The organism is Streptomyces sp. NPDC127595, from assembly GCF_042671685.1.
In the GTDB taxonomy this organism is placed as follows: Bacteria; Actinomycetota; Actinomycetes; order Streptomycetales; family Streptomycetaceae; genus Streptomyces.
Genome location: NZ_JBHXWK010000005.1, coordinates 36048 through 62844 on the forward strand (window position 1 = coordinate 36048; position 26797 = coordinate 62844).

The window sequence follows — 26797 nt, forward strand, 5'->3', positions numbered from 1 at the left end:
CTCGCGCAACTCGCGCAGCCGGTGCGTCTTGAGCGCCGCGTCTTCAGCCACGTACGAATCCCCCTACCGGCGACTGGTGGTACGACCACCAGCATAAGTTCCCGCTCCCCACGGTTATTCCGGCGGCAGCAAGCTGTTGCGCATGCCGACCGACACGACCTCAAGTCCCCTGCGAACGCAGCAACACCCCCTCGACACCCGCCCGTCGACCCGCTTGTCGACCCGCGACAAGCTCGTCCTCTTCGTCCTCTGCGCGGCCCAGTTCATGGTCGCGCTCGACTTCTCCGTGCTGAACGTGGCGCTGCCCGTGCTCGGCGCCGACCTGGGCATGAGTCAGTCCGCCCTGCAGTGGGCGGTCACCGCCTTCGCGCTGCCGTCGGGCGGATTCCTGCTCCTCTTCGGCCGTATCGGCGACCTGTACGGACGCCGCAGGCTGTTCCTCACCGGCCTCGCCCTGTTCGGGGCGGCCTCGCTGCTCGCGACCGTCGCCTGGGACCCGGCGTCGTTCCTGACGGCGCGGGCGCTGCAGGGTCTCGGCGCGGCGGCGATCGTGCCGACGGGCATGTCGCTGCTGACGACGACCTTCCCGGAGGGTCCGGCACGCGACCGCGCCCTGGGCATCTCCGGCACGCTCCTCTCCCTCGGCTTCACGGTCGGCATGGTGGCCGGCGGCGTCCTGACCGACGTACTGAGCTGGCGCTCCACGATGGGGCTGCTCGCGCTCTTCGCGCTGATCGTGCTGCCGCTGGCGCCCGGCCTGCTCCCGGAGTCCCGCACCCCGGACCGCCCGCGCCTGGACATCCCGGGTGCCGTCACCGTCACCGGCGGTCTGCTGGCCCTGATCTACTCGCTCTCCACGGCGGCCGAGCGCGGCTTCGGCGGCGCCGACGTCATCACCACCCTCATCGCGGGCCTCGCCCTGCTCGCCGCCTTCGTCTACGTCGAGTCGCGCGCCGCGGCTCCGCTGGTCAGCCTGCCCATGCTGCGCCGCCGCACGGTGGCGTGGGGCAACCTGGGCGGTCTGGTCACCTTCTCGATGATGACGACGGTGGTCTTCGTGCTGACCCTGTACCTCCAGGAGACCCTGAGGCTCTCGGCGTTCGAGACGGGCCTGGTCTTCGGCGTGCAGGGTGTCCTGTCGGTGGTCGCCGGGATGTACGCCCCGAAGGTCATCGGCCGCTTCGGCGCCCGCCGCACGCTGGTCGGCTCGCTGGCGGGCCAGGCTGTCCTCACCGGTGCGCTGCTCGGCCTCGGCGCGGGCGGCTGGTCGGTCTGGCTGGCCACCGCGGCGGTCTCGCTGGCCAGCATGTGCCACCTCGGCGCGATCATCTCGTACGGCCTGACGGTCACCTCGGGCGTCCCCGATGAGGAACAGGGCCTGGCCACCGGCCTGGTGACCTCCACCCAGCAGGTCGGCATCACCCTCGGCATCCCAATCCTCGGCGTCCTGGCCACCACCTCCACCGACCTCCTGTCCGGCGTCCACACGGTGCTGTACCTGGACACGGGCATCCTGCTGCTGGCGGCGGTACTGGTGGCGACGGGGCTGCGCCGGCCGCGTGCCTCAGGGGCGGTCGAGGCGGAGGCGGTCGGCCTTCGGTAGACCGGCGACGACGAGGTCGTACGAGTCCTCGATGAGCTCCTGGACCAGGCGGTCCGGGAGCTCACCGTCGACGGTCACCGTGTTCCAGTGCCGCTTGTTCATGTGCCAGCCGGGGATGATCAGCCCCGGATGCTCCTCGCGCAGCCGGACCGCGTCGTCCGGATCGCACTTGAGATTGACCGTCAGCGGCCGAGCGCCCAGGTTCGTCAGCGCGAACAGCTTCCCCAGCACCTTGAAGACCGAGGTGTCCGGGTTGAAGGGGAAGTCCTCGACGCTCGCGTTGAAGGACAGACAGAACGCGCGCAGCCGCTGCGGAGTCATTCCGGCTTCTCCTCCTCGGCGGGGTCCGCCGGGTCCACCGGCTCGACCAGCACCGTGACGATCTTGTTCCGGCGTCCGGCCGCGGCCTCCGCCGTCAGCCGCAGTTCCCGCCCGTCGGGCAGCTCGACCACCGCCGAGGCCCCGGCGATCGGAACGCGCCCGAGGGCTTTCGCGAGCAGCCCGCCGACCGTCTCCACGTCCTCGTCGTCGTACGCCTCGAAGCCGTACAGCTCGCCGAGGTCGCCGATGTCGAGGCGGGCGGTGACGCGGTAGCGGTCGTCGCCGAGCTCCTGGACCGGGGGCAGTTCACGGTCGTACTCGTCGGTGATCTCGCCGACGATCTCCTCGAGGATGTCCTCGATGGTGACGATGCCGGCCGTGCCGCCGTACTCGTCGATGACGACGGCGACGTGGTTGCGCTCCTGCTGCATCTCGCGCAGCAGATCGCCCGCGTTCTTGGTGTCGGGCACGAAGGTGGCAGGCCGCATGGCCGTGGACACCAGCTCGCTCTCGGCCTCGCGGCTGATGTGCGTCTTGCGGACGAGGTCCTTCAGATACACGATCCCGACGATGTCGTCCTCGCTCTCGCCGGTGACGGGAATGCGCGAGAAGCCGGAGCGCAGCGCCAGGGTGAGCGCCTGCCGGATGGTCTTGTACCGCTCGATGACGACGAGGTCGGTGCGCGGCACCATCACTTCGCGTACGAGGGTGTCGCCGAGCTCGAAGACGGAGTGCACCATGCGGCGCTCCTCGTCCTCGATGAGGGACTCCTTCTCGGCGAGGTCGACCAGTGCGCGCAGCTCGGCCTCGGAGGCGAACGGTCCGCGCCTGAAGCCCTTGCCGGGTGTGAGCGCGTTGCCGATGAGGATGAGCAGCGGGGGGATCGGGCCCATGATCCGGGCGAGCGGCAGCAGGACGTACGCCGCCGCCGTCGCCGTGTTCAGCGGGTGCTGGCGGCCGATGGTGCGGGGCGAGACGCCGACCGCGACGTACGAGACGAGGACCATGACGCCGATGGCGACCGCGAGCGCTTCCCAGGTCGCGTCGAACTGCTGGAGGCACGCGTAGGTGACGAGCGCGGCGGCGGCCATCTCGCAGGCGACGCGGACGAGCAGCGCGACGTTCAGATAGCGGGTCGGGTCGGCGGCGACCCGGGCGAGCTTCGCGCTGCCGCGCCGCCCGGAGCGGACGGCCTCCTCGGCGCGGAAGCTGGAGACGCGCGCGAGGCCCGCCTCCGCGCAGGCGGCGAGCCAGGCGACGACCACCAACAGGATGGCGCCGGCGACGAGTTGAGGGCTCATGACACGGTCGGGGCCGGCGAGGGACCCGTCATGCCCTTGTCCGCGCGCCAGCCGTCCACGATGGCCGCCTGGAGACCGAACATCTCGGCCTTCTCGTCCGCTTCCTCGTGGTCGTACCCGAGCAGGTGCAGCACTCCGTGGACGGTCAGGAGCTGGAGCTCCTCGTCCATGGAGTGCTGCGTCTCGGCTTCCTTGCCCTGCCGCTCGGCGACCTCCGGGCAGAGCACGATGTCGCCGAGCAGACCCTGCGGCGGTTCGTCGTCGTCCTTGGACGGCGGCCGCAGCTCGTCCATGGGGAAGGACATGACGTCCGTCGCCCCCGGCAGGTCCATCCACTGGATGTGGAGCTGCTCCATGGCGTCGGCGTCCACGACGATCACCGAGAGCTCGGAGAGCGGGTGGATGCGCATCCGCGCGAGCGCGTAGCGGGCGATGTCGAGGATCGCCTGCTCGTCGACCTCGGTTCCGGACTCGTTGTTGACGTCGATCGACATGGCGGTGCTGGTCTACTTCCCTGTATGCCCGCGGCCCTTGTAGGTGCCGTTCTCGGTGCCGTTCTCGCTGTCGTACTTCTCGTACGCGTCGACGATACGGCCGACCAGCTTGTGCCGTACGACATCGCTCGACGTGAGCCGCGTGAAGTGCACGTCCGGGAGGCCCTCCAGGATGTCCTGGACCTGCCGGAGCCCCGACTTCGTGCCGCTCGGCAGGTCGACCTGCGTCACGTCACCCGTGATCACGATCTTCGACTCGAAGCCGAGCCGGGTCAGGAACATCTTCATCTGCTCGGGGCTCGTGTTCTGGGCCTCGTCCAGGATGATAAAAGCATCATTAAGGGTTCTACCGCGCATGTACGCGAGTGGCGCGACCTCGATCGTCCCCGCGGCCATCAGCCGGGGGATCGAGTCCGGGTCGAGCATGTCGTGCAGCGCGTCGTACAGGGGGCGCAGGTAGGGGTCGATCTTGTCGTAGAGCGTGCCGGGGAGGAACCCCAGGCGCTCGCCGGCCTCCACCGCCGGGCGGGTGAGGATGATCCGGCTGACCTGCTTGGCCTGGAGCGCCTGGACGGCCTTGGCCATGGCGAGATACGTCTTGCCGGTACCGGCGGGGCCGATGCCGAACACGATCGTGTTCTTGTCGATGGCGTCGACATAGCGCTTCTGGTTGAGCGTCTTGGGGCGGATGGTGCGGCCCCGCGAGGACAGGATGTTCTGCGTGAGGACATCGGCCGGGGTCTCCGGGCCGTCACCCTCTCCGTTCTCACTCGCTCTGAGCATCGCGATCGAGCGTTCCACGGCGTCCTCCGTCATCGGCTGCCCGGTGCGGAGCACCAGCATCATCTCGTCGAACAGGCGCTGGACGAGGGCGACTTCACCGGCGTCGCCGACCGCGTTGATCTCATTGCCCCGGACATGGATGTCGGCCGCCGGGAAGGCCTTCTCGATCACTCGCAGGAGGGCGTCGCCGGATCCCAGCACGGTGACCATGGGGTGGCTCGCGGGGACCGTGAAACGCGCTCGTGCCTGCCCCTGTGCGGGGGTCTGTGCTGTGGGTGTCTGAGTCATGGGCCGGCTCTGAGGCCTGCTTTTCCTCCTCGATCGGCACGCTTGCCACAGGGGCAGCCTTGCGATTCCAAGAGTACGACTCCGCACTGACAAGTCCGTAGGAGTTTTCGCCGTGACGTGCGGCGTCGTGGTCAGCGCCAGTGCGGGGCGCCCGCTCCTCCGCCGGGAGCAGCCGCCTCGATCTTGGCCCGGATCTCGCGCATGACCGTGATGATCCGGTCCTCGTGGGCGGGGTTCAGCCGGACGACGGGGACCGAGCAGCTGATGGCGTCCTGGGCGGGGACGTCGTACCGCAGCGCGAAGCCGAAGCCGACGATGCCGAGGACGCCCTCCTCCCGGTCGATCGAGTAGCCACGGGCGCGGGTCCGGGCCAGGTCCGCCGCGAGGGCGTCGCGGCGGGTGTGGGTGCGCGGGGTGGCGGGGACGTACGGACCCTCGGGCAGCTCCGCGTCGGGGCGTTCGGCCAGCAGGGCCTTGCCCAGGGCGCCCACATGGGCGGGGAGCCGGCGGCCGACCCGGCTGATGGTGCGCAGGTACTCGTGCGATTCGCGGGTCGCGAGGTAGGCCACGTCCGTGCCGTCGAGGCGTCCCATGTGGACCGTCTCGCCGAGCGCCTGCGAGGCCTCGTCGAGGTAGGGGCGTACGGCCCGGACGCGCGGGTCCGAGTCCAGGTAGCTGGTGCCCGTCAGCAGGGCGTGGATGCCGATCCCGTACAGCGAACCCGTGACGTCCGTGCGCACCCAGCCCCGGCCGATCAGCGTCTGGAGCAGCGCGTACATCGAGCTGCGGGGCACCCCGAGCGCGTCGGCGAGCTCCTGGAGGCGCGCCGGACGGTCGCCGCGCTCGGCCAGCAGTTCCAGCAACCCGACCGTGCGCGCGGCGGACTTCACCTCGCGTACTCCGCGCTCGTCAGTGGGTTCCGGCATGTGCAGATCGTAAGCGTGTCCGCCGGAACCATTGACGACTGTCGTTCGCGTACCTAATCTCCATCTTCATACGTAGACGACATCTACATACGGAGATGGTGGCCCGGATGACCCCGGACTTGCAGAGAGAAGCCGTCGTGGAACGGCTGCGCGACGGGATGGCACACGGCGTGCTGTCCTTCCCGCTCACCAGCTTCCACGACGACGGCTCCCTCGACCTCGACGGCTTCCGTACGCATGTGGCGGCGCAGATCGCCGCCGGTCCCGGCGCGGTCTTCCCGGCCTGCGGGACCGGCGAGTTCTTCTCACTGGACGAGGACGAGTACCGCGAGGTCGTCACCGCGACGGTCGCGGTGGCGGCGGGACGTGTGCCCGTCGTCGCGGGGATCGGGTACGGCTGGGCGCAGGCCGCCCGCTTCGCACGCATCGCGGAGGAGGCCGGCGCCGACGCGCTGCTCGTACTGCCGCACTACCTCGTCGCGGCCCCGCAGGAGGGCCTCGTCGCGCAGGTGGAGCAGATCGCCGTACGCACCCGGCTGCCGCTCATCGTCTACCAGCGCGGCCAAGTCGCCTTCAGCGTCGAGTCGTTGAAGCGCCTCACCGGCGTCCCCGGTGTCATCGGGCTCAAGGACGGCCACAGCGACCTCGACCGGCTGCAGCGCCTCACGCTCTCCGCACCCGAGGGGTTCCTGTTCTTCAACGGGGCCGCCACCGCGGAGATCCAGGCCCGCGCGTACGCCGCCGTCGGCGTCCCGGCGTACTCCTCGGCCGTGCACGCGTTCGCGCCCGAGATCGCCGACGCGTTCTTCGCGGCCCACCGGGACGGTGACGACGCCGCCATGGACCGGCTGCTGCACGAGTTCTACATCCCGTTCGTAGAACTCCGCGACCGTCGGACCGGATACGCCGTCTCCCTCGTGAAGGCGGCCGCCCGGCTGCGCGGCCGCCCGGTGGGCCCGGTCCGCGCCCCGCTCACCGACCCGTCCCCCGCGGACCTGGCCGACCTGGAGAAGCTGCTGACGACCGGACTGGCCCTGGTCCCCGCCTCCGTAGGAGCAGCCCTGTGACCCGTGACATGACGATCACCGACGTCCGACTGACCCCGGTCCTGGTGGCCGACCCGCCGCTGCTCAACACGCAGGGCGTGCACCAGCCGTACACCCCCCGGCTGATCGTGGAGGTCGTCACTGCGGACGGCGTGACGGGCATCGGCGAGACCTACGGCGACAGCAAGTACCTCGAACTCGCGCGCCCGTTCGCCGAGAAGCTGGTGGGGCGCCAGGTCTCCGACCTCAACGGGCTGTTCACCCTGGCCGACGAGGTGGCCGTCGACCAGGGCCGGGTCGACCACCAGATCGACGTCGGCGGTCTGCGCGGCGTCCAGAGCGCCGACAAACTGCGCCTGTCCGTGGTCTCGGGCTTCGAGGTGGCCTGCCTTGACGCGCTCGGCAAGGCACTTGGGCTGCCGGTGCACGCACTGCTCGGCGGCAAGGTACGCGACGCGGTGGAGTACAGCGCGTACCTCTTCTACCGGTGGGCCGAACACCCCGCCGGGGTCGAGAGCGAGAAGGACGACTGGGGTGCGGCCGTCGACCCGGCGGGAGTCGTCGAGCAGGCGCGGAAGTTCACCGAGCGGTACGGATTCACCTCGTTCAAGCTCAAGGGCGGTGTCTTCCCGCCCGACGAGGAGATCGCCGCCGTACGGGCCCTCGCCGAGGCCTTCCCCGGGCACCCGCTCCGTCTGGACCCCAACGGCGCCTGGTCCGTGGAGACTTCACTGAAGGTCGCCGAGGAGCTGGGTGACGTACTCGAATACCTGGAGGACCCGGCACTCGGCACACCCGCCATGGCGGAAGTCGCCGCCCGCACCTCGGTCCCGCTGGCCACCAACATGTGCGTGACGACCTTCGCGGAGATCCAGGAGGCCTTCACGAAGGGGGCCGTGCAGGTCGTCCTGTCCGACCACCACTACTGGGGCGGACTGCGCAACACGCGTGAACTGGCCGCCATCTGCCGCACGTTCGGCGTGGGCGTCTCGATGCACTCCAACACCCACCTGGGCATCAGCCTCGCCGCGATGACCCACGTCGCCTCGACGGTCCCCGACCTCCACCACGCCTGCGACTCGCACTACCCCTGGCAGTCCGAGGACGTACTGACACAGCGCCTCACCTTCGAGGACGGCTCGGTCAAGGTCTCCGACGCGCCCGGCCTCGGCGTGGAACTCGACCACGACAAGCTGCGGTTCCTGCACCAGCGGTGGCTCGACGACGACGGCACGCTGCACGACCGCGACGACGCGGCCGCGATGCGGATCGCCGACCCGGACTGGGTCACACCGGCGGTCCCCCGCTGGTGAGCACGGTGACGAAATCCGGACGCGCCGCAAGCCGGCGGGGCGACCGCGACACGGACGGCCACAGCGTCCCGGGGGCCAGGCACTGACCCCCGGGCCTGCGGGAACGTTTCCCATCACATCCTGACGCGACGGACGGTGCGGGCGTGCTCAGCGCCCCTCGGCACACAGCGTGGTGCAGACTGGCGTGAATCCGCACCACGTCAGGGAGCCCACCGTGATCGCATCCAACGGAGAGCGACCGTACTGCCACGCGCACGTCGACCCGCTCGCCGGGCTGCGCACGCCCCAGGATCCGCCCTGGGACGTCTACCTCACGGGCACCGTGTTCCTCGACATCGTCTTCACCGGCCTCGACTCCGCCCCCGTGCGCGGCACCGAGTCCTGGGCGCGCGGGATGGGGTCGAGCCCCGGCGGCGTGGCGAACATGGCAACGGCGCTGGCCCGGCTCGGCCTGAAGACCTCGCTGGCGGCGGCCTTCGGGGACGACCACTACGGGGAGTACTGCTGGGACGCGCTGGAGCAGGGCGAGCACATCGACCTCTCCCCGTCCCGCACCGTGCCCGGCTGGCACTCGCCGGTCACCGTCTCGATGGCGTACGAGGGAGAGCGCACGATGGTCTCCCACGGCCACGAGCCTCCCCCGGAGGAACCGGCCCCCGACTGCCCCCCGAGCGCGCGAGCCGCCGTCGCCGCCCTCACGCCCGGCAAACCAGCGCCCTGGATCGCACAGGCCGCGAGCAAGGGCACCCGGATCTTCGCGGACGTCGGCTGGGACGACACGGGTGCCTGGGATCTCGCGGGGCTGCCCGACCTCGCGCACTGCGAGGCGTTCCTGCCCAACGCCGAGGAGGCGATGCGCTACACCGGCGCCGCCTCGCCGCGCGCCGCCGCCCATGCGCTCACCGCGCACGTGCCGGTCGCTGTGGTCACCCTCGGTGCGGAGGGGGCGTACGCCGTGGACTCGCGTACCGGGGAGTGCGCCGAGGTGCCCGCCATCGCCGTGGAGGCCATGGACCCCACCGGTGCGGGGGACGTCTTCGTCGCCGGCTTCGTCATGGGCACCCTCGCCGACTGGCCCCTCGCCGACCGACTCGCCTTCGCCGGCCTCACCGCCGCCCTCTCCGTCCAGGAGTTCGGCGGGTCCCTGTCTGCCCCCGGCTGGTCCGAGATCGCAGCCTGGTGGCGCCGAGTCCAGTCCGTCGACGACCAGGACCCCACCGCCCTCCAGCGCTACGCCTTCCTGGAGTCCCTCCTCCCCGAAGCGTCCCGCCCATGGCCCCTACGCCGAGCCGTCCCCACCATCGGCTTCGGCGGCACGACCTGACCCCACCGTCGAGCAGGGCGTTTCCTCGCCCCCTCCGCCCCTGCCCATCCCGTACCTGGGGGCTGCCGCCCCCAGACCCCCGCATCGCGCTGGACGCGCTCGTCCTCAAACGCCGGACGGGCTAAAGATCACTCCCCCGGCCGGAGTTGAGGACCGCCGCCCCCAGCCGATACTGCAGAGCACGGCTGCCACGCGCACCCGGAAGACGGCGGAAGGGGCCGGGGGCCGGTACATCAAATGCCCGTCGCGTACGCCCGCCTCACCGGACCCCCACCCCACTGCCCGACGCCGGATCCGGCGGCGACGGGCGGATGTACCGGCCCCCGGCCCCGACCCACCCACCGGGCGCACCCGGCGTGAGCGCACCGGCGGCTACTCGAACTCGTACGCCTCGACCTCCGCGACGTACCGAGCCCGCCGCTCCTCGTCATGCTCAAGGAACGACGCCTCGAACGAGTTGCGGGCCAGCTCACGCAACCGCTCCTGCCCGACCCCCAGCGCCTCACGCACCGCGTGGAAGGTGTCCCCGACGTACCCCCCGAAATACGCGGGGTCGTCGGAGTTCACCGTGCACAACAACCCCGCGTCCATCATCGCGACCAGCGGATGATCCTCCAGCACATCCACCGCACGCAGCCGCACATTCGACAGCGGGCACAGAGTCAACGGCACCCGCTCCCGCACGAGCCGCTCGACCAGCGCGTCGTCCTCCATACACCGCAGCCCATGGTCGATGCGCTCGGCACCGAGCACGTCCAACGCCTCGGTGATGTACGACGGCGGCCCCTCCTCCCCCGCATGCGCGACCCGCCGCAGCCCGAGCGCGGCAGCGGCCTCGTACACCTCACGGAACTTGCCCGGCGGATGCCCGACCTCGGCGGAGTCGAGACCGACGCCGACGATCCGGTCGAGGTACGGCTCCGCGGCCGACAGGGTCGCCATCGCCGACTCGGCGGACTGGTCACGCAGGAAGCACATGATCAGCTGCGTGGAGACCCCGTGCGTCTCCTCGCTGCGCGCCAGCGCGCGGGAGAGCCCCTCGACGACGGTCCCCATGCCGACCCCTCGCGCGATGTGCGCCTGCGGATCGAAGAAGATCTCGGCGTGCCGCACCCCCTGCACGGCGGCGCGCGCGAGATACGCGTCAGCGAGGTCGGTGAAGTCCTGCTCCGTCCGCAGTACGGCCATGAGCTCGTAGTACAGGTTCAGGAACGTCTGGAGATCGTCGAAGAGATACGCCTTGCGCAGCTCATCGGTGTCCGCGTACGGCAGGCTCACACCGTTGCGCGCGGCAAGAGCGAAGGCCAGCTCGGGTTCGAGGGTGCCTTCGATATGGAGGTGCAGCTCAGCTTTGGGGAGGGCCATCAAATCATCGTAAAGCCGATAGATAACCACCCCAGAACCGGCACCCGCCCCCGCACCACCGCCACCCGCACCCGCACCCGCACCCGCACCCGCACCACGGTCACCCCCACAGCACTCAGCACTCAGCACTCAGCACCCGGCACAGAAGCGACCGTCACCGCCGCTTGGGCACAGGCACCCGCACCAGATCGTGCGCGACAGTCAGCTCCCCCTCGAACCCCGCGGCCCGAGCCTGCCGCTCGAACTCATCCGGCTCGGAGTACCGCTGACTGAAGTGCGTGAGCACAAGATGCCGTACGCCGGCGTCCTTGGCGACAGCACCGGCCTGACCTGCCGTCAGATGCCCATGATCTGAGGCAAGTTGAAGGTCCTCGTCAAGAAACGTCGACTCGATGACAAGCATGTCGCACCCCTCGGCAAGCGCGTACACCCCGTCACACAGCCGGGTGTCCATGACGAACGCGAACCGCTGCCCCCGCCGCACCTCGCTCACGTCGTCGAGGGACACCCCGGGAAGGGCGCCCTCCCGCTGGAGCCGCCCGACGTCGGGTCCCCTGACGCCCCGCGCGGCAAGGAGCTCGGGCAGCATCCGCCGCCCGTCGGGCTCGACCAGCAGATAGCCGTACGACTCGACGGGATGGGAGAGCCGACGGGCCTCCAGCCTGTACGAGGCACTCACAGCAAGCAGGCCATCGGCATCGACCGGCGCCTCGGTCAGCGCGACGGTCTCGCGGTAGGCGGTCGCGTACCGCAGCCGGTCGAAGAACCGCTGGCCGGAGAGGGGATAGTGCGCGGTCACCTCGTGCGGCACCCGGTCGAGGTTGATGCGCTGGATCACCCCGGCGAGCCCGAGCGAGTGGTCGCCGTGGAAGTGGGTGACACAGATCCGGTGCAGATCATGGGCCGCGACCCCGGCACGCAGCATCTGCCGCTGCGTGCCCTCGCCGGGATCGAAGAGGAGCCCCTCGCCGTCCCAGCGCAGCAGGTAGCCGTTGTGGTTGCGGTGGCGGGTGGGGACCTGGCTGGCGGTGCCGAGGACCACCAATTCACGTACGGACAAGGTCGGTTACCCCGGCGGCCACTGCATACCGCGGCCGCCCATGACATGGGCGTGCGCGTGGAAGACGGTCTGCCCGGCGCCGCTGCCCGTGTTGAACACGATGCGGTAGCTCTCGAGCTTCTCCTCGCCCGCGACCTGCCCGGCCTCGCGCAGCAGGTCCGCGGCGATGCCGGGCTCGGCGGCGGCCAGCGACGCCGCGTCCGGGTGGTGCACCTTGGGGATGACCAGGACGTGGGTGGGCGCCTGGGGGTTGATGTCCCGGAACGCGACGGTCGTCTCGGTCTCCCGGACCACGTCCGCCGGGATCTGCCCCGCGGCGATCTTGCAGAACAGGCAGTCGTCCTGCGGTTCTCCCACCATGCGTGTGCCTCCTCGCGCGGGTCCGGCCAGTACGCAAACATCGTATCGGCCCTGTTGATCGCCGCAGGCGGGTTCCCCACCACAACGCACCCTCACCCTCAGACGCAGACGCAGACGCGCCCGCACCCGCAGACGCGCCCGCACCCTCACCCACAGCCACAGCCACAGCCACAGCCACAGCCACAGCCACAGCCAGGATCAAAGCACCCACCCATCCCCGACCGGCCGACCCACCGGGGTCAAAGCGGCGGCAAAGCGGGCGCAGCCTTCGCCGGATTCTCCGCCAGCGCGGCCAGCGCGATCCGCACCGCCTCGTCCAGTTGCGTGTCCCGCCCGGCGGCGTAGTCCTGTGGCGCCTGGACGACCTCGACGTCGGGATCGACGCCGTGGTTCTCCACTCCCCACCCGTAACCCTCAAGCCAGAAGGCGTACTTGGGCTGCGTGACCAGCGTGCCGTCGACCAGCCGATACCGGCTGTCGATGCCGATGACGCCGCCCCAGGTCCGGGTGCCGACGACCGGACCGATACCCAGCGCCTTGATCGCCGCGTTCACGATGTCGCCGTCGGAGCCGGAGAACTCGTTGGCGACGGCGACGACGGGCCCGCGTGGCGCGTCCTCGGGGTAGCTGTAGGGCCGCATGCCGCGCGGCAGGTCCCAGCCCACGATCCGGCGCGCGAGCTTCTCGATGACCAGCTGGGAGGTGTGGCCGCCGCGGTTCTCGCGGACGTCCACGACGAGTCCCTCGCGGGCCACCTCGACGCGCAGGTCGCGGTGGATCTGTGCCCAGCCGGGCGCCTGCATGTCGGGCACGTGCAGATAGCCGAGCCGTCCGCCGGACCGCTCGTGGACGTAGGCCCGCCGGTCGGCGACCCACGCGTGGTAGCGCAGCGGCTCCTCGTCGGACACCGGGACCACGACGGCGTGGCGCGGATCGCCGCCGCCGGAGGGGGAGATCGTCAGCTCGACCGGCTTGCCCGCGGTGCCGACGAGCAGCGGTCCGGGCCCGGCCACCGGGTCGACCGGCCGCCCCGCGACCGCGACGATCGCGTCCCCGGCGCGCACGGCGACTCCGGGCGCGGCGAGCGGCGCGTGCGCGTCCGGGTCGGAGATCTCGGACGGAAGGATCCGGTCGATGCGCCAACTGCCGTCCTCGTGACGGGAGATGTCGGCCCCGAGCAGCCCTTGCGCACGGTCGCCGCCGCCCCATCCACCACGCGGCGTGACGTACGCGTGGGAGGTGCCGAGCTCGCCGTGCACCTCCCAGAGGAGGTCCACAAGGTCGTCGTGGGTGGCAACCCGTTCGAGCACCGGCCGGTACCGCTCCAGGACGCCGTCCCAGTCGATGCCGCCCAGGTCGGGCCGCCAGAAGTTGTCGCGCATGATGCGGCCGGTCTCGTCGTACATCTGCCGCCACTCGGCGGTCGGGTCGACGGTCTGCCGTACCCGTGAGAGGTCGACGGTGATGTTCGTGTCGCTCTCGTCGTCGTTCGAGGCGCGCCGGTCGCTGGGGACGACCTTGAGCTTGCCGTCGGTCCACAGCAGGACGCGTTTGCCGTCGCCGCTGACGGCGAAGTGGTCGGCGTCGGCGGCGAGGTGCTCGATGCGCTGCTGGACGAGGTCGTACCGCTCCAGCTCGGTCTTCGGGTCCGGGTCGTCGGGGGTGGCACGGGAGGAGCCGAGCACACCGCGGACCGGGTGCCGCAGCCAGAGGAGTCCGTCCTTGGCGGCGCGGAGCCCGGAGTAGCGGGCGGCCTCGACCGGGAACGGCACGATCCGGTCGGCGAGTCCGTCGAGGTCGATCCGGGTCGCGGGGGTGCCCTCGCTGTCGGGCGTCTCGTCCTTGTCCGGCGCTTCGAAGGGGCGGCCGTGGCGCTGCGGTCCGAAGGGGGACGGGGTGGTCGCGGCGAGCGTGATGAGGTGCGGTCGCGAGCCGCCCACGAAGGCGAGGTCGAAGACGTGCTCGTCGTAGACCGGGTCGAAGGAGCGGGCCGAGAGGAACCCGAGGTGCTTGCCGTCGAGGGTGAACGCCGGTGCGTAGTCGCGGAAGCGGAGCGGGGTCGCCTCGGTCACCGACAGGTCGGTGGTGTTGGCGAGCTTGAGCTGGCGCAGCGGGCGCGGGCCGGGGTGCGACCAGGCGAGCCAGGCGGAGTCGGGTGAGAACGCGAGCCCGCTGACGTCGCCGTTCTCGCTGCGGTCGACCTCGCGCACCTCGCCGGTCTCCCGCTCGACGAGCAGGACGCGTCCGTCGTGCGAGGCGACCGCGGCACGGCTGCCGTCGGGTGCCATGGCGAGGGCGAGGACCCGTCCGAGCTGTCCGGCGGCGAGCCTGCGGGGTGTCGCTCCGGGGGCGGTCCCGGTCGCGGGGGCGAACTCCAGGGCGTCGTCGCCCTCGGCGTCCGTCACCCACACCACATACTCCTCGCCCTCCGCGCGGAAGGTGCGGGGCAGCCGGGCGCGTACGCCGGGCTCGGCGGCGAGCGCGCGGGCCGGACCCGAGCGGTGGGTGACCCAGTGGACGGAGCCGCGTACGGCGATCGCGCTGCCGCGTCCGGTGTGGTCGGGCGCGGCGGCCCCGAACCAGCGGGACGCGCTGACGGAGTGCGGCTGGAGGTCGACGCGCTGTCCGCCGAGCCGCAGGTCGAGGCGGCGCGGCTCGGCGCCGTCCAGGTTGTCGAGGAGCCACAGTTCACCGGCGGACGCGTACACCACGCGGGTGCCGTCGCTCGCGGCGTGCCGGGCGTAGAAGCCGTCGACCGGCGTGTGCCGCCGCAGGTCGGACCCGTCCGCGAGGGACGAGTACAGCGCCCCGACACCTTCGTGGTCGGACAGAAAAGCGACGCGCTCCCCCACCCACAAGGGGTATTCCAGGTTCCCGTCGAGCTCTTCATGCAGCCGTACGAATTCCCCCTCCCCCTCCCGGTCGATCCACAGCTTGCCCGCCGTACCGCCCCGGTACCGCTTCCACCAGGCGGCCTCGCGCCCCATCGGAGCGGACAGCAGCAGCACGCCCGCGTCGCCGTGGGCGACGTCGCCCACGGGCCCGTACGGGAGGGTGGTCGCCGGGCCGCCGTCGAGCGGGATCGCCCGCGCCCAGCTGCGCCGCAGGCTGGCCTGTCCCTGCGTGCTGAGCGCGAGCACCTGTCCGTCGGGGGTCCAGCCGCGCACCTGGGTCTTCGAACTGCCCCAGTACGTCAGCCGTTTGGACGGGCCGCCGTCCAGCGAGGCGGCATGCACCTCGGGGGCGCCGTCACGGGTGGACGTCCAGGCGACGGTCGTGCCGTCCGGGGAGATGCGCGGGTGGTTCACCGGCACGTTGTCGGCGCTGACCCGCCAGGCGCGGCCGCCACCGTCCAGCGGGGCGACCCAGATGTCGTCCTCGGCGGTGAAGGCGACCAGATCGCCGTGCAGATGCGGAAACCGGAGATACGCGGAGGGTGCGGGCTCTGTCACCCGATCACCTTAGGCAGCGATCACGCCCCCGGACAGGGGTTTCGATCACTTACATCCCCTGCCTCCGCTTCCCCTCCCGGCGCGGGTCACTTGCCCTCGGGCCAGCAGGTGGGGTCTCCCTGGCACCAGATCGTCCTGGTGACCGTCACCGTGACGGTGGGGCCGGGCTGCTGGGGCTGGTTGTTGACGGGCGGGGTGTACCCGGGTGTGCTGGGGGCGTCGCAGTTGCCGAGACCGGTCACGTGGAACCACTGCTTGCCGTCGATCCTGGCGGTCAGATCACCGCGCACGCAGCGGCCGTCGACGGCCCGGGTGACCTTGCCCGTGACGGTGATGTCCTGCCCGTCCGAGGTCTCCCCCGTGCAGTCGACGTCCGCCACGGTGTCCTCGGTCGGCGAGGGCGTCTGCCCAGGTGTGTAGACCTTGTTGCCGCCGTCGAACGACGCCGTGCAGCTGAGCCAGGCGACGTCCGCCTTCTGCCGCTCCAGCTCCTTGGTCACGGTCTGGTCGGTCGTGTACGCCACGGAGGCGGAGCTCAGCCCGCCGGGGTCGCACGCGACGACGCCGCCCACGGCGACGGCCGCGAGACCGGCCATCGCCACCGTCCGCCGCTCTCCGGCCCGTCGCAGAATCCGTCTCAAAGCCCCCATGGACGGCAGCGTGCCACCGTCCCGGGTGGCGCGGAAGACCGCATGCGGCCACTTGGGCACTCCCGCCCTTCACGCTCGAACACGCGCGCAAGGACCGCACGCGCAGGCGCACGGAGGGGCGAACTGCTCCCGAAGCCACCGGAGTTGTCAGCCGCGCAGCAGCAGCCACTCCTGCAGCTCCACCAGGTTCCCCTCGGGGTCCTTGAGGTGGGCGGCACGCATCCGGTCGGTCATGGGAGCCGGTTCGTGCAGGAGGGTCGTGCCACGGGCCGTGATCTGCTCGCAGTACGCGTCCAGGTCGTCCACCCGCAGCACCACCAGCGACCGGTGCCCGGCCACCGAGTCGCTCAGTTCACCCAGGATCTGTGCCATCATCGCGCGGTCCTGGAGAGCGATGCCCGCCGAGCCGGTGACGGGACTGAACTTCTCGTACGGCCCCTCGGTCGCGCCCGACTGCGGCTTGAGGCCGAGGACCTCGGCGTAGAACCGGTAGCAGGCCGGGAAGTCCGAGACGAGCAGGCGTACTTGGGCGAGTTCCAAGGCGTCCTCCCAGTGAATTCAGGACCAGCGACCGGTACGGCCGAGCAGCAGCGCCGCCGCCGCGGTCCCGGCGGTCGAGGTGCGCAGCACGCTGCGCCCCAGGCGGTACGCCCGCGCACCCGCCTCGGTGAAGAGCGCCAACTCCTCGGGAGAGACGCCTCCTTCGGGACCGATCACGAGCACGATCTCGCCGCGCGCGGGGAGTTCGGCGGTGGCGAGGGGTTCGTCGCCGCTCTCGTGCAGTACGGCGGCGAGATCGGCTTTGGCGAGAAGTGCGGCAACCTGCCTGCTCGTCATGGCGTCCGCGACCTCGGGGAAGCGGACCCGGCGGGACTGCTTGCCGGCCTCCCGGGCCGTGGCCCGCCACTTGGCGAGCGCCTTCGGACCCCGCTCGCCCTTCCACTGCGTGATGCAGCGGGAGGCGGCCCAGGGGACGATGGCGTCGACGCCGGTCTCCGTCATGGTCTCGACGGCGAGTTCGCCGCGGTCGCCCTTGGGGAGGGCCTGGACGACGGTGATGCGGGGCTCTTCCTCCGGCTGCTCGGCCACCGAGTCCAACTGGACGATCAGCCGGTCCTTGCCCTCGGTGTCGAGCACCACGCAGTCCGCCCACCGCCCGGCGCCGTCGGTGAGGACGACATCCTCACCGGCCCGCAGCCGCTTCACGGAGACCGCGTGCCGCCCCTCGGGCCCGTCGAGGACGTAGCGCCCGCCGTCACCCGCACGGAAATGCTCCACCACGAACACCGGAGCCGTCATCGGACCGCACCCCCCGCTCCGGACTCCGGGGACTCCGACAACGCTGTCTTCGCAGCGGCGAGTTCGGCGCTCAGTACCTCGACCAGCTCCGCCGCGGGCAGTTCGCGGGCCATCCGGTGCCCCTGGCCGGCCCACAACGCCATGCCCTGCGCGTCGCCCGCCCTGGCCGCCGCCTTGCGCAGCGGCGAGGTGAGGTGGTGGACCTCGGGGTACGCGGCGGGCGCGTAGGGACCGTGCTCGCGCAGGAAGCGGTTGACGAGTCCGCGCGCCGGACGCCCGGAGAAGGCTCGTGTCAACTCCGTACGCACGAAGAGGGGGTTGGTCAGTGCCTGCTTGTGCACGGCGTGCGCGCCGGACTCGGGGGTGGCGAGGAACGCCGTGCCGAGCTGGGCCGCGTCGGCGCCCGCCGCGAGCACCGCGGCGATCTGGCTGCCGCGCATGATGCCGCCGGCCGCGACGATCGGGATCCGCACGTTCTCGCGGACCTGCGCGATCAGCGAGAGCAGTCCGATGCCGGTGCCGTCCGTCTCCGGGTTGTCGCGGTGGGTGCCCTGGTGGCCGCCCGCCTCGATGCCCTGCACGACGACCGCGGCGGCGCCGGCCCGCTGCACGGCGAGTGCCTCCTCGGCCGTGGTCGCGGTCACCAGGGTGAGCGTGCCGGCCTTGGCGAGGGACTCCAGGATCTCGCGAGTGGGGATGCCGAAGTGGAAGGAGACCACCGGCACCGGATTGTCGTGGAGGACCGCGAGCTTGGCGTCGTAGCCGTCGTCGCGGCCGCTGTCCGGTTCGCCGAGTTCGGTCTCGTACCAGGCGGCCTCACCGGCGAGCTGGTGGGCGTACACCTCGACCGCTGCCTTGTCCGCGTACTCGGGCTGCGGCATGAAGAGGTTCACGCCGAAGGGGCGGCTCGTGATCCCGCGTAGCTGCTTGATCTCCTGGTACATGCCGTCGGCGGTCTTGTACCCGGCGGCGAGGAATCCGAGCGCGCCGGCCTCGGACACGGCGGCCGCGAGATGCGGAACGGATACTCCGCCCGCCATGGGGGCCTGCACGATCGGATGTGGGAAGAGATCGGTCAGTGCGGAGGACATGACGGCATGTTGTCACGTCCTCCGAACAAGTCCGAATCGAGTCATCCGCGTGGCATAGGCCACCCGCACCCTCCCTCCAGGGCCGGTCCGACCCTGGTCGAGAAGGCCCACTTCAGAGGCCCGGCGGACGGTCCTCAGCGGCCGTTGAACGCGTCCTTGAGCCGCGAGAAGAGCCCCTGCTGTCCCGGCTGGAACTGCCCGATGGGCCGCTCCTCGCCGCGCAGCACGGCCAGCTCGCGCAGCAGACGCTCCTGCTCGGCGTCCAGCTTCGACGGCGTCATCACCTCGACGTGCACGATGAGGTCACCGCGCCCGCCGCCCCGCAGATGCGTGATGCCGCGCCCGTGCAGCGGGACCGACTGCCCGGACTGCGTGCCGGGACGGATGTCGATCTCCTCCATGCCGTCGAGCGTCTCCAGCGGCACCTTGGTACCGAGGGCCGCCGCGGTCATCGGGATGGTGACCGTGCAGTGCAGGTCGTCGCCGCGCCGCTGGAAGGTGGCGTGCGGGAGCTCGTGGATCTCGACGTACAGGTCGCCGGCGGGGCCGCCGCCGGGGCCCACCTCGCCCTCGCCCGCGAGCTGGATCCGGGTGCCGTTGTCGACACCGGCCGGGATCTTGACGGTCAGCGTCCGACGTGACCGGACACGGCCGTCGCCCGCGCATTCCGGGCACGGGGTGGGGACGACGGTTCCGAAGCCCTGGCACTGCGGGCAGGGCCGCGAGGTCATGACCTGGCCGAGGAAGGACCGGGTGACCTGCGAGACCTCACCTCGACCGCGGCACATGTCACAGGTCTGCGCCGAGGTCCCCGGCGCCGCGCCCTCGCCGTTACAGGTGGCGCAGACGACGGCCGTGTCGACCTGGATGTCCTTCGTGGTACCGAAGGCCGCCTCGTCGAGCTCGATCTCCAGCCGGATCATGGCGTCCTGGCCACGGCGCGTACGCGACCGGGGGCCACGCTGCGACGCCGTACCGAAGAAGGCGTCCATGATGTCCGAGAAGTTCCCGAAGCCGCCGGCGCCGAAGCCACCGGGGCCGCCCGCGCCGCCCGCCTGGGACAGCGGGTCGCCGCCGAGGTCGTAGACCTGCTTCTTCTGCGGGTCCGACAACACCTCGTAGGCGGCGTTGATCTCCTTGAAGCGCTCCTGCGTCTTCGGATCGGGATTGACGTCCGGGTGCAGCTCGCGCGCGAGCCTCCTGAACGCCTTCTTGATCTCGTCCTGGGACGCGTCGCGGCGCACGCCGAGCACGGCGTAGTAGTCCGTGGCCACCCTAAGACTCCGCCAGGATCTGTCCGACGTACCGTGCCACCGCTCGTACCGCTCCCATCGTGCCGGGGTAATCCATGCGGGTCGGTCCGACCACGCCGAGTTTCGCTACTGCCTCGTCGCCCGAACCGTAGCCGACGGAGACGACGGACGTGGAGTTGAGTCCCTCATACGCGTTCTCGTGACCGATCCGTACGGTCATGCCCGAATCCCCGGCCTCACCAAGCAACTTGAGGAGCACGACCTGCTCCTCCAGCGCTTCGAGTACGGGCCGGATGGTGAGAGGGAAGTCATGTCCGAAGCGGGTGAGATTGGCGGTGCCGCCGATCATCAGCCGCTCCTCGGTCTGCTCGACGAGCGCTTCCAGCAGGGTGGAGAGCACCGTCGTGACCGTACCGCGGTCCTCCGCCTCGAAGGCGTCGGGCAGGTCCTGCACCAGTTGCGGAACGTCCGAAAACCGCCGCCCCGCGACCCGGCTGTTGAGCCGCGCGCGCAGATCCGCGAGAGACGTCTCCCCGAACGGCGCCGGGCAGTCGATCAAGCGCTGCTCGACCCGGCCGGTGTCCGTGATCAGGACGAGCATGACGCGGGCCGGAGCCAGCGACAGCAGCTCGACGTGCCGCACGGTCGACCGCGTGAGGGACGGGTACTGCACGACGGCGACCTGCCGCGTGAGCTGCGCGAGCAGCCGCACCGTACGCCCCACCACATCGTCGAGGTCGACGGCGCCGTCGAGGAAGTTCTGGATGGCCCGCCGCTCGGGCGCGGTCATCGGCTTGACGCCCGCGAGCTTGTCGACGAAGAGCCGGTAGCCCTTGTCGGTGGGGATGCGCCCGGCGCTGGTGTGCGGCTGGGCGATGTACCCCTCGTCCTCCAGGGCGGCCATGTCGTTGCGGACCGTCGCCGGGGAGACCCCCAGCCGGTGCCGCTCGGTGAGGGCCTTGGAGCCGACCGGCTCCTCCGTCCCCACGTAGTCCTGGACGATGGCGCGCAGCACTTCGAGCCTGCGTTCGCTGAGCATCGCGCACACCTCCAGATGTCGTCGCCATGGTCTCCCGGAATCTCCCCCTGGCACTCAGCGCGTGCGAGTGCCAGCGTTCCCCGGCCAGTGTACGGCGGGGAGGTACGCCCCCGGCAAGGGCGGGCCCCGCGCGGTCGTGCCGACAGCGTGCTCGCCGTTAGCGTCTGCCCATGAGCGTGACTTGGGAAGAGGCGGGGTGGGAGAGGCTCGCGCCGCGGGTCGGACGGCGGCGGCTTCCTGGCTGGGACTGCACGGTCGGGCTGGTGGTCGGCGAGGGAGCCGCCCTGCTGATCGACGCGGGGTCGAGCCTGCGGGAGGGCGCGCGGTTGCGTTCCGAGGCACGGAGGCTGCTCGGCGAGACCGGCGAGGACACGCGGCCGACTCCCGGGACGCGGAGGCCACCCGGCAGCGACCCCCGCGTGACGCATCTCGCGCTCACCCACGCACACTTCGACCACGTGTTCGGCGCGGCCGCCTTCGCGGGCGTGGAGGTGTTCGGGGCGGCCGGCCTGGACACCGTCCTGGCGCACGGCCGTGAGGAACTGCGCGTGGACGCCGTACGCAACGGCCTGGACCCGCTGGAGGCGGCCGAGGCCGCCGATCTGCTGGTCCGCCCCCGCCACCAGGTGTCCGGCGAGTGGACCCTGGACCTGGGCGGCGGCACCCAGGTCCTCCTCGCGAACGTCGGCCCCGGCCACACCGCCCACGACCTGGTGGTCCTGATCCCAGGATCGCCGTCACGGCCCGCCGTCGTCTTCTGCGGCGACCTGGTGGAGGAATCCGGCGAACCCCAGGCGGGCCCCGACGCCGCCCCCTCCAACTGGCCGGCCGCGCTGGACCGTCTGCTCGATCTGGGCGGGGAGGACTCGGTGTACGTACCCGGTCACGGAGCGGTGGTGAATGCGGCGTTTGTCCGGGCCCAACGGGACACGCTGGCGGGCCGTTTCGGCGTGTCGTAGGAGGCCGTACGACACGGGGGCCCGGCTTCTCCTATCGTCATCCGAATGCGCCAGTACTCTCCGGACCTGACCCCGCCGTGGAAGAAGCCCAAGCCCGTGCCGGAGGTCCCCGCGGACCCCGGGCTGGTGGTCGAGGAGCCCGGCACCGGCTTCTGCGGCGCGGTGATCCGCTGCGAGGCGGGCACGGTGACGCTGGAGGACCGCTTCGGCAAGCACCGGGTGTTCCCGCTGGAGCCGCGCGGTTTCCTCCTGGAGGGCAAGGTGGTGACGCTGGTCCGCCCGGCGGCGGGTGCGCCCGTACGTCCCTCCCGCACCGCCTCCGGTTCGGTCGCGGTGCCGGGCGCGCGGGCGCGGGTGGCGCGGGCCGGGCGGATCTATGTGGAGGGCCGGCATGACGCCGAGCTGGTCGAACGCGTCTGGGGCGACGACCTGCGCATCGAGGGCGTCGTCGTCGAGTACCTGGAGGGCATCGACGACCTGCCCGCGATCGTCGCCGACTTCGCCCCGGGCCCGGACGCCCGCCTCGGCGTCCTCGTCGACCACCTGGTCCCCGGCACCAAGGAATCCCGCATCGCCGACGCGGTCACCAGCGCCCACGCCCTGGTCGTCGGCCACCCCTACATCGACATCTGGGAGGCCGTGAAACCGTCCTCCGTCGGCATCCCTGCCTGGCCTCGCGTCCCCCACGGCCAGGACTGGAAAACCGGCGTCTGCCGCGCCCTTGGCTGGCCCGAGAACACCGGAGCGGCCTGGCAGCACATCCTGTCCCGGGTCCGCTCCTACAAGGACCTGGAGCCGGAACTCCTGGGCAGGGTGGAGGAGTTGATCGATTTCGTGACGGCGCCGGAGTGAGCCGCAGGGTGTTTTCTCGCCCGGCGGGGCTGAGGATTTCTCCGGCCGCGGCTGGAGAGTTTCAGCCCGTCCGGCGTTTGGGGACGAGCGCGTTCAGCGCGACAGCGGAGTCTGGGGGCGGCAGCGGGGTCTGGGGGCGGCAGCCCCCAGAAACAAGGGACGGGCAGGGGCGGAGGGGGCGAAAAACCCCACCTCAGTCCACCAGATCCCGCACCACCGCATCCGCCAACAACCGCCCCCGCAACGTGAGAACGGCACGACCGGCGTCGTAGGGCCCGTCCTCCAGCAGCCCCTCGGACAGCGCCCGCCGAGACGCGGACAACCCCTCCGGCCGGAGCAGCGACAAGGGACACCCCTCCCGAAGCCGCAGCTCAAGAAGAATCCGCTCCACCCGCCGGTCCTCACCGGACAGCAGCTCCCGCCCCGCCCCGGGCGACCTTCCCGCCGCCAGGGCGCCCGCATACGCCCCCGGATGCTTCACGTTCCACCACCGCACCCCGCCCACATGACTGTGGGCACCAGGCCCGGCACCCCACCAGTCGGCGCCCCGCCAGTACAGCTCGTTGTGGAGACACCGCCCGGCATCGGAGGTGGCCCAGTTGGACACCTCGTACCAGTCGAACCCCGCCCGGGCGAGCACATCGTCGGCGATCAGATACCGGTCCGCGTGGACGTCGTCGTCCGTCATCGGCACCTCCCCACGCCGGATCCGCCGGGCAAGCTGCGTACCCTCCTCGACGATGAGCGCGTACGCGGAGATGTGATCGGGCCCGGCCCCGAGGGCCGCCTCCAGCGAGGCGCGCCAGTCGTCGTCGGACTCCCCAGGGGTGCCGTAGATCAGGTCGAGGTTCACGTGGCCGAAGCCCGCCGCACGGGCCTCGGCGACACAGGCCTCGGGCCGCCCGGGCGTGTGCGTGCGGTCGAGCACCTTCAGCACGTGCTGCCTGGCGCTCTGCATACCGAAGGAGATCCGGTTGAAGCCGCCGGCCCGCAGGGTCGCCAGGTACGCCGGGTCGACGGACTCCGGGTTCGCCTCGGTGGTGATCTCGGCGTCGTCCGCGAGCCCGAACTCGGCACGGATCGAGGCGAGCATCCGTACGAGATCGGCGGCGGGCAGCAGCGTGGGCGTACCGCCGCCGACGAACACCGTACGGACGGGACGCGGGTCGTCGCCGAGCACCTTGCGGGCGAGACGGATCTCGTCGATCAGCGTCTCGGCGTAGTTGTCGCGGGAGGCGAGCACGCCTCCGGTGCCCCGCAGCTCGGTCGCCGTGTAGGTGTTGAAGTCGCAGTAGCCGCAGCGGGTCGCGCAGTACGGCACGTGCAGATAGAACCCGAGGGGGCGGTCGGCGGCACCGGCCAGGGCGTGCGCGGGCAGCGCCCCGTCGTCGGGGACGGGCTCACCGTCGGGGAGTGCGGAAGGCATACCTTCCATTGTCCCGTACGCCCGCCGGAACTCCGTACGGGACGCTGTTCGGCACTCCCCGGAGCCGAATGGTCCGCACTCCCCGGCCGAATGATCCGCACTCCCCGGAGCCGAATGATCCGCACTCCCCGGAGCCGAATGATCCGTACGCCTCACGGCCCGCTATTCCGCCTGGAGGACCAGCAGCGCCATGTCGTCCTCCGGCGCCTTGGCGCCGAACTCGTGGACCAGCCTGCGGATGCGTTCCGCGATGAGTTCGGCGCTCAGGCCGGTACAGCCGACCAGGGCAGCGGCGAGGCCGTCGTCGTCATCGAACTGACGGGGCCCGCTGCGGCGCTCGGTCACGCCGTCCGTGACGCACAGCAGGGTGTCGCCGGGGTGCAGATCGAAGGTCTCGGAGACGTAGGTCGCGTCCTCGAAGACGCCGAGGAGGGTCTGTGGGCAGGCCACCTCGCGTACGTCGCCGTCGGGGCCGAGGAGCAGCGGCAGCGGATGCCCGGCGGAGGCGAGGGTGCAGCGCACTCCGCCGTCGAAGGGCACCAGTTCGCCGTACAGCATGGACAGGAAGCGGGTCTGCGGTCCGGGGTCCGCGGCGAGCCCGGGTCCGCCCGCCGCGACGAGCGCGCGGGCCGCCGCGTCGGCCGCCTCCGTCGCGTCGTCGAGCAGGAGCCTGTTGAGGCGGTCGAGGACGTCGGCGACCTCGTACCCCTCGCGGCCCAGCAGCCGCAGCCAGGGCCGGGCGAGGCCGATCACCACGGCGGCCTCGGGCCCCTTGCCCTGTACGTCACCCACGACGAAGCACCAGCGCCCGTCACCGGCCGGGAAGAGGTCGTAGAAGTCGCCGCTGGGCCCGCCCTTGTCGAGCGGCTCGTAGACGAGGGCGCTGCGCACCCCGGGTATCTCGGCGACCGCGCCGGGCAGCAGGCCGCGCTGGAGGACCCGGCTGATGGTGGCCTGGCGCGCGTACTGGCGGGCCGCGCCGATGGCGAGCGCGATACGGCGGCTGAGGTCCTCGACGAGCCCCGTGATCTCGTCGGGGAAGCCGGTCGCTCCGGCCCGCCCGATGACGAGCGTGCCCAGCGGCCGCCCACCGGCGATCAGCCGATACGCGAGCGCCGCCCCACTCACACCGGGTCCGCTCACACCGCTACTGATGCCGGCCCCGCTCCCGAGACCGGCCCCACTCGCCCCGCCCACCAGGTCAGCCGCGCTGCCACTCGCCCCACTCGCCAGGGCCGGCGCACTCCCACCCGGCCCACTCGCCAGCCCCACCCTTTCCGCACCGCCCGCCCCGCCCGCCCCGCCCGCCCCGAAAATCCCACCTGCCGTACCCGCCCCACGCTCCCCATCTGCCCCACCGGCCCCTTGCACCCCACCCATCCCGTACGCCCCACCCGCCCCACCAGATGCACCAGCTCCACGCACCTCACCCCCTCGATCCGCCCCGCCACTCCCTCCGCTCCCCCCGCCCGAAGCCAGCGCCTCCCCCGGCCAGGGCACGGGCACGGCCCGGGAACGTACCGAGTCGGGCAGCCGGGGTGGGTCCTTTTCCAGGGCGCGGCGCAGGTCCTCGATGCGGTTCTCGCTGCCGTGCCAGACGCGGGCCAGGCGCGGCCCCAAGGCGAGGCCAAGACCGCCGGCGCGGTCGGTGGCCTCGTCCTCCAGCCACACCGCGCACCAGTCGGCGAGGCGCGGCACGATCAGCTGTCCGGCGAGGGCGGCGACGAGGTCCTCGTCGAGCTGCCCGGCGAGCAGATCGGAGGCCTCGGCGAGGAGGGAGAGGGCGCCGCGATCGAGCCAGTCCTGGTCGTGCTGGGCGCTGCGCCTCGGCTCGGGGGCGAGTATTTCGGCCACCGGCTGCCCGCGCTCCAGGACCTGTTCACCGGCGTACGCCTCTGTCTGTTCTGTCTGTTCTGTCTGTTCTATCTGTTCGCCGACTTCCACGACCCTGTCGGCCCTGTCGATGCCCGAGATCACCTCGCCGCCCACACCCAGGCCGCCTCCGCCCACGGGCAGCCGCGCCCAGACGGTCTTGGTTCCGGTGCGGTACGTGATCCCCCAGGCGTCGGAGAGCGCGGAGACGAGCCGTAGACCGCGCCCGTACTCCGGTGTGCCGTACGGCCGTTCGACGCAGTCGTCACGTATCGCGCGCGTGGCATGGTGATCGGACACCTCGATGACCAGCGGGCCCGGCGAACCCTCGTCCGTGCTCTCGAGGCCGCATGCCAGCTCAACGTCGGTGCCCGCGTGCACAACTGCGTTGGTGACGAGTTCGCTGACCACCACGACGGCGTCGTCGGTGAGTCGATCGTCGATCATCTCGGCGCCGTGCGGGGCGAGTTCGGCCCACTCGGCGAGTGCGGCGCGCACGAAGTCGCGGGCGGCTCCGGGCGCGAGCGGGGTGCCCGGCAGCGAGGTGCGGGCGACCGATTCATGGCCGGCGCGGTGGTGCGCGGGCGCATCGGGCGCACGCGCCTTGGACTCCCGTTGCGTCGGAATGGCCCCCACGGTGCGGCTCCCTGAGCAGTTCGGACGAATTGGCCTCAGCCGATGCGGACACAGTGACAGACTGACTGTGCCCATAAGCGCCGA

General features: G+C 71.4%; 23 protein-coding genes. 6 read left to right on the forward strand and 17 right to left on the reverse strand.

Annotated elements, in window-relative coordinates:
* The first annotated feature begins 142 nt into the window (after positions 1-142).
* Positions 143-1603 (forward strand): MFS transporter, encoded by a 1461-nt coding sequence (locus ACFVKT_RS17220; RefSeq protein ID WP_385732217.1) that lies wholly within the window; start codon positions 143-145, stop codon positions 1601-1603.
* On the opposite strand, the gene ACFVKT_RS17225 is transcribed toward ACFVKT_RS17220, so the two are convergent.
* The 5 genes from ACFVKT_RS17225 to ACFVKT_RS17245 form a co-directional block, all read right to left on the reverse strand.
* Positions 1565-1924 (reverse strand): MmcQ/YjbR family DNA-binding protein, encoded by a 360-nt coding sequence (locus ACFVKT_RS17225; RefSeq protein ID WP_385732219.1) that lies wholly within the window; start codon positions 1922-1924, stop codon positions 1565-1567. The genes ACFVKT_RS17220 and ACFVKT_RS17225 overlap by 39 nt on opposite strands.
* Complete coding sequence (locus ACFVKT_RS17230; protein WP_385732221.1) at positions 1921-3225, reverse strand: hemolysin family protein; 1305 nt, start codon at positions 3223-3225, stop codon at positions 1921-1923. The genes ACFVKT_RS17225 and ACFVKT_RS17230 overlap by 4 nt, the downstream gene beginning before the upstream one ends.
* The gene (ybeY, locus tag ACFVKT_RS17235) at positions 3222-3719 is read right to left on the reverse strand and encodes an rRNA maturation RNase YbeY (RefSeq protein ID WP_385732224.1); all 498 of its coding nucleotides are present in this window, start codon (positions 3717-3719) and stop codon (positions 3222-3224) included. The genes ACFVKT_RS17230 and ybeY overlap by 4 nt, the downstream gene beginning before the upstream one ends.
* A 12-nt stretch (positions 3720-3731) precedes the next feature.
* Entirely contained in the window at positions 3732-4790 is a 1059-nt protein-coding gene (locus ACFVKT_RS17240) for a PhoH family protein (RefSeq protein WP_385732226.1), read from the reverse strand.
* Between the two features lie 131 nt (positions 4791-4921).
* Entirely contained in the window at positions 4922-5716 is a 795-nt protein-coding gene (locus tag ACFVKT_RS17245; RefSeq protein ID WP_385732229.1) for an IclR family transcriptional regulator, read from the reverse strand.
* A gap of 107 nt (positions 5717-5823) precedes the next feature.
* Here ACFVKT_RS17245 and ACFVKT_RS17250 point away from each other — a divergent pair, with 107 nt between their 5' ends.
* From ACFVKT_RS17250 to ACFVKT_RS17260, 3 genes are all read left to right on the forward strand, one after another.
* A complete protein-coding gene (locus ACFVKT_RS17250; protein WP_385732231.1) occupies positions 5824-6783 on the forward strand; it encodes a 5-dehydro-4-deoxyglucarate dehydratase in 960 nt (319 codons plus the stop codon).
* On the forward strand, positions 6780-8075 hold the full coding sequence (locus ACFVKT_RS17255; RefSeq protein WP_385732233.1) for a glucarate dehydratase family protein: 1296 nt from the start codon (positions 6780-6782) through the stop codon (positions 8073-8075). Before ACFVKT_RS17250 ends, ACFVKT_RS17255 begins: the two co-directional genes overlap by 4 nt.
* A gap of 214 nt (positions 8076-8289) precedes the next feature.
* Positions 8290-9399, forward strand: coding sequence for a carbohydrate kinase family protein (locus ACFVKT_RS17260; RefSeq protein ID WP_385732235.1), 1110 nt, complete (start codon positions 8290-8292; stop codon positions 9397-9399).
* A 372-nt stretch (positions 9400-9771) separates the two neighbouring features.
* Here the strand turns inward: ACFVKT_RS17260 and ACFVKT_RS17265 are convergent, their stop codons facing one another.
* The 10 genes from ACFVKT_RS17265 to hrcA all read right to left on the reverse strand — a co-directional run bounded on the left by ACFVKT_RS17265 (position 9772) and on the right by hrcA (position 20968).
* The gene (locus tag ACFVKT_RS17265; RefSeq protein WP_385732237.1) at positions 9772-10764 is read right to left on the reverse strand and encodes an adenosine deaminase; all 993 of its coding nucleotides are present in this window, start codon (positions 10762-10764) and stop codon (positions 9772-9774) included.
* A gap of 154 nt (positions 10765-10918) precedes the next feature.
* A complete protein-coding gene (locus ACFVKT_RS17270; RefSeq protein WP_385732239.1) occupies positions 10919-11824 on the reverse strand; it encodes a ribonuclease Z in 906 nt (301 codons plus the stop codon).
* 6 nt (positions 11825-11830) lie between these two features.
* Positions 11831-12184 carry a histidine triad nucleotide-binding protein gene (locus tag ACFVKT_RS17275; RefSeq protein WP_385732241.1) on the reverse strand — a complete coding sequence of 118 codons (354 nt, stop codon included), beginning with the start codon at positions 12182-12184 and terminating at the stop codon, positions 11831-11833.
* Positions 12185-12423: 239 nt separating this feature from the next.
* Positions 12424-15636, reverse strand: a complete 3213-nt coding sequence (locus ACFVKT_RS17280) for a S41 family peptidase (RefSeq protein ID WP_385732243.1) — start codon at positions 15634-15636, stop codon at positions 12424-12426.
* 86 nt (positions 15637-15722) lie between these two features.
* Positions 15723-16286 carry a hypothetical protein gene (locus ACFVKT_RS17285; protein WP_385732245.1) on the reverse strand — a complete coding sequence of 188 codons (564 nt, stop codon included), beginning with the start codon at positions 16284-16286 and terminating at the stop codon, positions 15723-15725.
* Between the two features lie 147 nt (positions 16287-16433).
* Positions 16434-16826 carry a VOC family protein gene (locus ACFVKT_RS17290; RefSeq protein ID WP_385732246.1) on the reverse strand — a complete coding sequence of 131 codons (393 nt, stop codon included), beginning with the start codon at positions 16824-16826 and terminating at the stop codon, positions 16434-16436.
* Positions 16827-16844: 18 nt separating this feature from the next.
* Entirely contained in the window at positions 16845-17585 is a 741-nt protein-coding gene (locus ACFVKT_RS17295; protein WP_385732248.1) for a 16S rRNA (uracil(1498)-N(3))-methyltransferase, read from the reverse strand.
* Positions 17582-18676, reverse strand: coding sequence for a nitronate monooxygenase (locus ACFVKT_RS17300; protein WP_385732250.1), 1095 nt, complete (start codon positions 18674-18676; stop codon positions 17582-17584). The genes ACFVKT_RS17295 and ACFVKT_RS17300 overlap by 4 nt, the downstream gene beginning before the upstream one ends.
* Positions 18677-18810: 134 nt before the next feature.
* Positions 18811-19950 (reverse strand): molecular chaperone DnaJ, encoded by a 1140-nt coding sequence (gene dnaJ / locus ACFVKT_RS17305; protein ID WP_385732252.1) that lies wholly within the window; start codon positions 19948-19950, stop codon positions 18811-18813.
* 1 nt (position 19951) lies between these two features.
* Positions 19952-20968 carry a heat-inducible transcriptional repressor HrcA gene (gene hrcA, locus ACFVKT_RS17310; protein ID WP_384392481.1) on the reverse strand — a complete coding sequence of 339 codons (1017 nt, stop codon included), beginning with the start codon at positions 20966-20968 and terminating at the stop codon, positions 19952-19954.
* 170 nt (positions 20969-21138) lie between these two features.
* On the opposite strand from hrcA, the gene ACFVKT_RS17315 reads away from it, so the two are divergent.
* Together ACFVKT_RS17315 and ACFVKT_RS17320 are read left to right on the forward strand one after the other, a co-directional pair.
* A complete protein-coding gene (locus ACFVKT_RS17315) occupies positions 21139-21927 on the forward strand; it encodes an MBL fold metallo-hydrolase (protein WP_385732254.1) in 789 nt (262 codons plus the stop codon).
* 45 nt (positions 21928-21972) lie between these two features.
* Positions 21973-22779, forward strand: a complete 807-nt coding sequence (locus tag ACFVKT_RS17320; RefSeq protein WP_385732256.1) for a DUF3097 domain-containing protein — start codon at positions 21973-21975, stop codon at positions 22777-22779.
* Between the two features lie 193 nt (positions 22780-22972).
* Here ACFVKT_RS17320 and hemW read toward each other — a convergent pair whose 3' ends face one another.
* Entirely contained in the window at positions 22973-24205 is a 1233-nt protein-coding gene (hemW, locus tag ACFVKT_RS17325) for a radical SAM family heme chaperone HemW (RefSeq protein ID WP_385732258.1), read from the reverse strand.
* 162 nt (positions 24206-24367) lie between these two features.
* Entirely contained in the window at positions 24368-26713 is a 2346-nt protein-coding gene (locus ACFVKT_RS17330; RefSeq protein ID WP_385732260.1) for a SpoIIE family protein phosphatase, read from the reverse strand.
* Positions 26714-26797 lie beyond the last annotated feature (84 nt).